General features: G+C 47.2%; 6 protein-coding genes. All 6 read right to left on the reverse strand.

Annotated features, from left to right (window positions below):
- Positions 1–44: 44 nt before the first annotated feature.
- The 6 genes from QUB08_RS18875 to acpS all read right to left on the reverse strand — a co-directional run bounded on the left by QUB08_RS18875 (position 45) and on the right by acpS (position 3829).
- The gene (locus QUB08_RS18875) at positions 45–422 is read right to left on the reverse strand and encodes a hypothetical protein (RefSeq protein ID WP_333226145.1); all 378 of its coding nucleotides are present in this window, start codon (positions 420–422) and stop codon (positions 45–47) included.
- A gap of 16 nt (positions 423–438) precedes the next feature.
- On the reverse strand, positions 439–1284 hold the full coding sequence (gene proC / locus QUB08_RS18880; protein ID WP_333226146.1) for a pyrroline-5-carboxylate reductase: 846 nt from the start codon (positions 1282–1284) through the stop codon (positions 439–441).
- A 304-nt stretch (positions 1285–1588) separates the two neighbouring features.
- On the reverse strand, positions 1589–2203 hold the full coding sequence (locus QUB08_RS18885; protein ID WP_333058022.1) for a cell division protein SepF: 615 nt from the start codon (positions 2201–2203) through the stop codon (positions 1589–1591).
- 117 nt (positions 2204–2320) lie between these two features.
- A complete protein-coding gene (locus tag QUB08_RS18890; protein WP_333226147.1) occupies positions 2321–2986 on the reverse strand; it encodes a YggS family pyridoxal phosphate-dependent enzyme in 666 nt (221 codons plus the stop codon).
- Positions 2987–3058: 72 nt separating this feature from the next.
- Positions 3059–3328 (reverse strand): transcriptional coactivator PipX, encoded by a 270-nt coding sequence (pipX, locus tag QUB08_RS18895; RefSeq protein ID WP_333058020.1) that lies wholly within the window; start codon positions 3326–3328, stop codon positions 3059–3061.
- A gap of 42 nt (positions 3329–3370) precedes the next feature.
- Positions 3371–3829 carry a holo-ACP synthase gene (gene acpS / locus QUB08_RS18900; RefSeq protein WP_333226148.1) on the reverse strand — a complete coding sequence of 153 codons (459 nt, stop codon included), beginning with the start codon at positions 3827–3829 and terminating at the stop codon, positions 3371–3373.
- Between the last annotated feature and the right edge of the window lie 16 nt (positions 3830–3845).

A 3845-nucleotide genomic window follows, 5' to 3' on the forward strand; every position in this document is an offset into this window, starting at 1 on the left:
CGACTTTTTTTGGCATGGCTATTTTTCCTCGATTTTTTCAGCAATTATAACAGACCTATGACAACCGGATTCCGTATAACAGGAGCGCTGATAAACAGCCGTTCCGCTGACAAACTCATTAAAAAATCACAGGTTCCATTTAATCCTTTTTCAGGAGCTACATTAAACTCGGAACCTGAAAATAGACCAATTTGATAATTTAATTGCCGCCTAACTTCAAGTAAAATTGGTGCGATAATCAGTTCGGATCGAGCTTTTTCCGTATTTATATCTACTGCTAATGCTGCGTTTTCTTTCAACGCTACTTTCAGGATTTCGCTAGATTCTACTTCTGATATATCGGCAAACAAATCTTGATTTTCGTTAAGAGTTAAGTCAAATTGCTTGAGAAGTGCCTTCAGCTTGAAGTCGCTATAAGCCATCTTAAATTCTCTGTTTTTATTTACCTAATTCTTGAGAACGCAAACAAGCTGCTTTCACGGCTTCGATTAGCGCAGAACGAAAGCCACTACTCTCTAATTTAGCAATTCCCGCAATAGTTGTGCCGCCGGGACTCGTAACTTGATCTTTCAATTGTGCCGGGTGCATTCCCGTTTCTTGCATTAGCTTCGCCGTACCAAATACTGTTTGCAGCGCTAATTGAGAGGCGATCGCCCGTGGCAGTCCAGCACAAACTCCGCCATCTGTCAAGGCTTCTATCAAAATTGCTACATAACCAGGCCCGGAACCCGAAAGCCCAGTCACCGCATCGAGCATACTCTCAGGTACTTCTACCACTTCTCCCACGGCCTGAAAGATGCGCTTTACCAATTCTAAATCAGCCGGTTGAACAAGTTTTCCCGGAGCGATCGCGCTCATTCCCGCTCCTACCGTGGCTGGAGTATTCGGCATCACCCGCAGCACTCCCCGCCCCGGAAAAGCTGGTTCTAGCTTGCTGAGTGGCACTCCTGCCAAAATCGACACTACCACCGCTTCTGGCTGGGAATTAGCCGTTTCTCCATTATTTCCTTGTTTGCGATCGGCCGCCACCGCCAACTCCAAAGCTACCGTATCAAAAACTTGCGGTTTAATCGCCAAAAACAGCACTTCTGTAGCCGCAGCAACTTCTAGATTGCTGGCTGTTGTTCCAATCCCGTATTTGTTAGCCAAAAACTCGCGGCGCTTTACCCCAGGCTCGCTCACCAATATTTCTGAAGGCAAATAAACTTTTTGTGCAATTAAGCGGGATAAGAGAGCTTCTCCCATTACCCCGCCGCCGATCGTACCAAATTTTATGTTAGTCATTAGTCATTAGTCATTAGTCATTAGTCATTAGTCATTAGTCTACAGTGCTACCTTGTAGGGTGCGTCGCCCGCAACAATTTACAAGTTCGATCGAAAATTTGAAAGCGACGCACCTTACTATTTTATGCTAGTCATTAGTCATTAATTATTAGTTGCCATTAATTATCAGTCCACCGCCTTAGCTAAGAGTTAAGCGCCCAGAACCAAGGATACAAAATTCAGGTTCTCGGTAGTTAAAAGCTTACTGGCTAATAACTAAAGACTAAAGACAGATGACTAATGACTAATAACTACTAACTAATAACTACTGAGCGATGGTAGCTTGTTCTGCCGGCCAGACTGTCGGTGCAGGAGCAGCAGCACGAGGGCGTCCTTGAGCAGGAGGCACTTCGTGAACCACACCAGACTGAGTTCTCACCTGCACGCAGCTAGGCGTAAACAAGAAAATACTTTCGCCAATTCGCTCTTGATGACCGTCAAGGGCATAAGTACCGCCCGCCACAAAGTCCACAGCTCTTTGCGCTTGGTCTGGGTCCATCACCGTCAGGTTCAAAACCACAGACTTCCGTTCCTTAAGGGCTCGAATTGCTGCCGGCATCTCTTCAAAAGTGCGCGGCTCCATTACTACTACTTCCGAAATCCCGTTCATAGCTCCAGGCATTCCAATCACGTTATTCATTACTGACCCTACTCCCCCGGTTGGTGCAACGACATCCATACCTGTCGATCCTACTACTGACCGCTCTCGCATTCTACGATTTTGACGACGTTCTTCTTCCGCTGCGACTGCAGCGGGGTTGGGTTCAGGCGCTTGGTAGAAGTTCTGATAGCGCTCCCCTTCCGTTTCGTCGTACACGTCATCGTACTCAGGCTCATTGTTGATCCCTACAAAATCTCGCAGTTTAGAAAAAATATTCATGATTCACGCTCCTTTACGACTTTGCTGCCCCGACTATACTCGCGTTGCGCGTTAGTCGCGGGTGGCTGACTATTCTATATTTAACCCAAATTGTCTTTATCAGAAGATTTCAATTATTTATCCCCTCCTAGAGCCAAATAAGGTTTGTCCTAGCCGTACCATAGTAGCACCTGCTTGAATTGCCAAATTATAATCTCCCGACATCCCCATCGAGAGCTGCTGTATTTGAATGCAGGGCAAATTTTGCTGCTGGATTTTGTCAGCAAGTTCGCGGGTGCTGTTAAATAATTCTAGGATTTGCGAGTCATCTAATCCCAGCGGAGGAATTGTCATCAAACCTTGAATTTTGATATGCTGACATTTGTTGAGTTCTGGAAGGTCAGCCAGCAGTTCTGGAACGCTCCAGCCGTATTTGTCCGGGTCGGGCAACATTTTGACCTGCAGGCAGACTTGGGGAGAGCAGGACATTTCCCCCGCCAAGCGCGAAAGTCGCTGAGCGAGTTTTAAATTGTCGAGAGAGTGAATCCACTGGAAATGCTCTATGGCCTTGGCGGCTTTGTTGGCTTGCAAGTGCCCGATCAAGTGCCAGTTGATATCCGGCAAATCTTGCAGTTGGCTTTGTTTTTCGGCAGTCTCTTGAACCTTACTCTCACCAAAATCCCGGATACCGGCATCATAAGCTTCGCGGATAGCATCAGTCGGTACTTGTTTGGTAACGGCAATTAACCGCACTGATTCGGGCAAGTGTTGGCGAATGCTGTTAATTCGAGAGGCTATGGTCATGGGTGCTCAACGCTCTTGAGTGGAGGGAAGGAAAATTAAGACTGTTACCAATTACCAAATTACTGATTTTCGTTATTGAAATGTACGCTGGTGAATGGTTTGCAATTGGTCGTACTCGTGATATTGACCGCTGCGACGCAGGGTTCGCAGGCGAATTTCGACCATGAGGCGAGCGTCGGAGCGACTGATTGGTTCAAATCTCAGCCCGCCAGGGCCGTTTGTCACCAAAAAAAACAGGCGCTGGGCGTATAGGGTGGTAAATAATTCTTGGCTGTCTTCAACCTGGGATACCCTGAAGAGGAGCCCAAAGTTTGGATGATTCAGGTAGGTTTCGGTAGTCATTCACACTCACAATCGATCAATTTTAGATTAAAGATTTAGATTTTAGATTTTAGTTTCGCTCGATCGCCCGACGGCGTTGTTTGACGGCGGGGTACAAAGGGCGATCGCCGTAGCCGTGCAATAGTCTCCGTCGTGGCTGAGGCTTAATTGCCACTGGCAATTTCCCCAAACAGAGGCTTGTGCTGCTGCGGTTCCGTGCAGTTGCACGTTTGGAGCACCGTTTTCGGAGCGCCGAATTTCCACATCTGCATACCGTATTCCCCGCCATCCCGTGCCTAGAGCTTTGACAACTGCTTCTTTTGCTGCCCAGCGGCCCGCTAGCTGGTTGCATGAAACTCGATTCATTTTACCTTTAATGCTGCTGAGTTGAGAATTTTGTTGTCCGCAATCCCTTTGTTCGGCGGGCGTGTAAACTTTTTCGAGGAAGCGATCGCCAAACCGGTCTAATGCGGCTTGAATGCGGGGAACATATACGATATCTGTCCCAAGATAGATGTTCAAGGTCTTGGTTCTCTAA

It is taken from the genome of Microcoleus sp. BR0-C5 (genome assembly GCF_036705045.1).
GTDB lineage: Bacteria > Cyanobacteriota > Cyanobacteriia > Cyanobacteriales > Microcoleaceae > Microcoleus.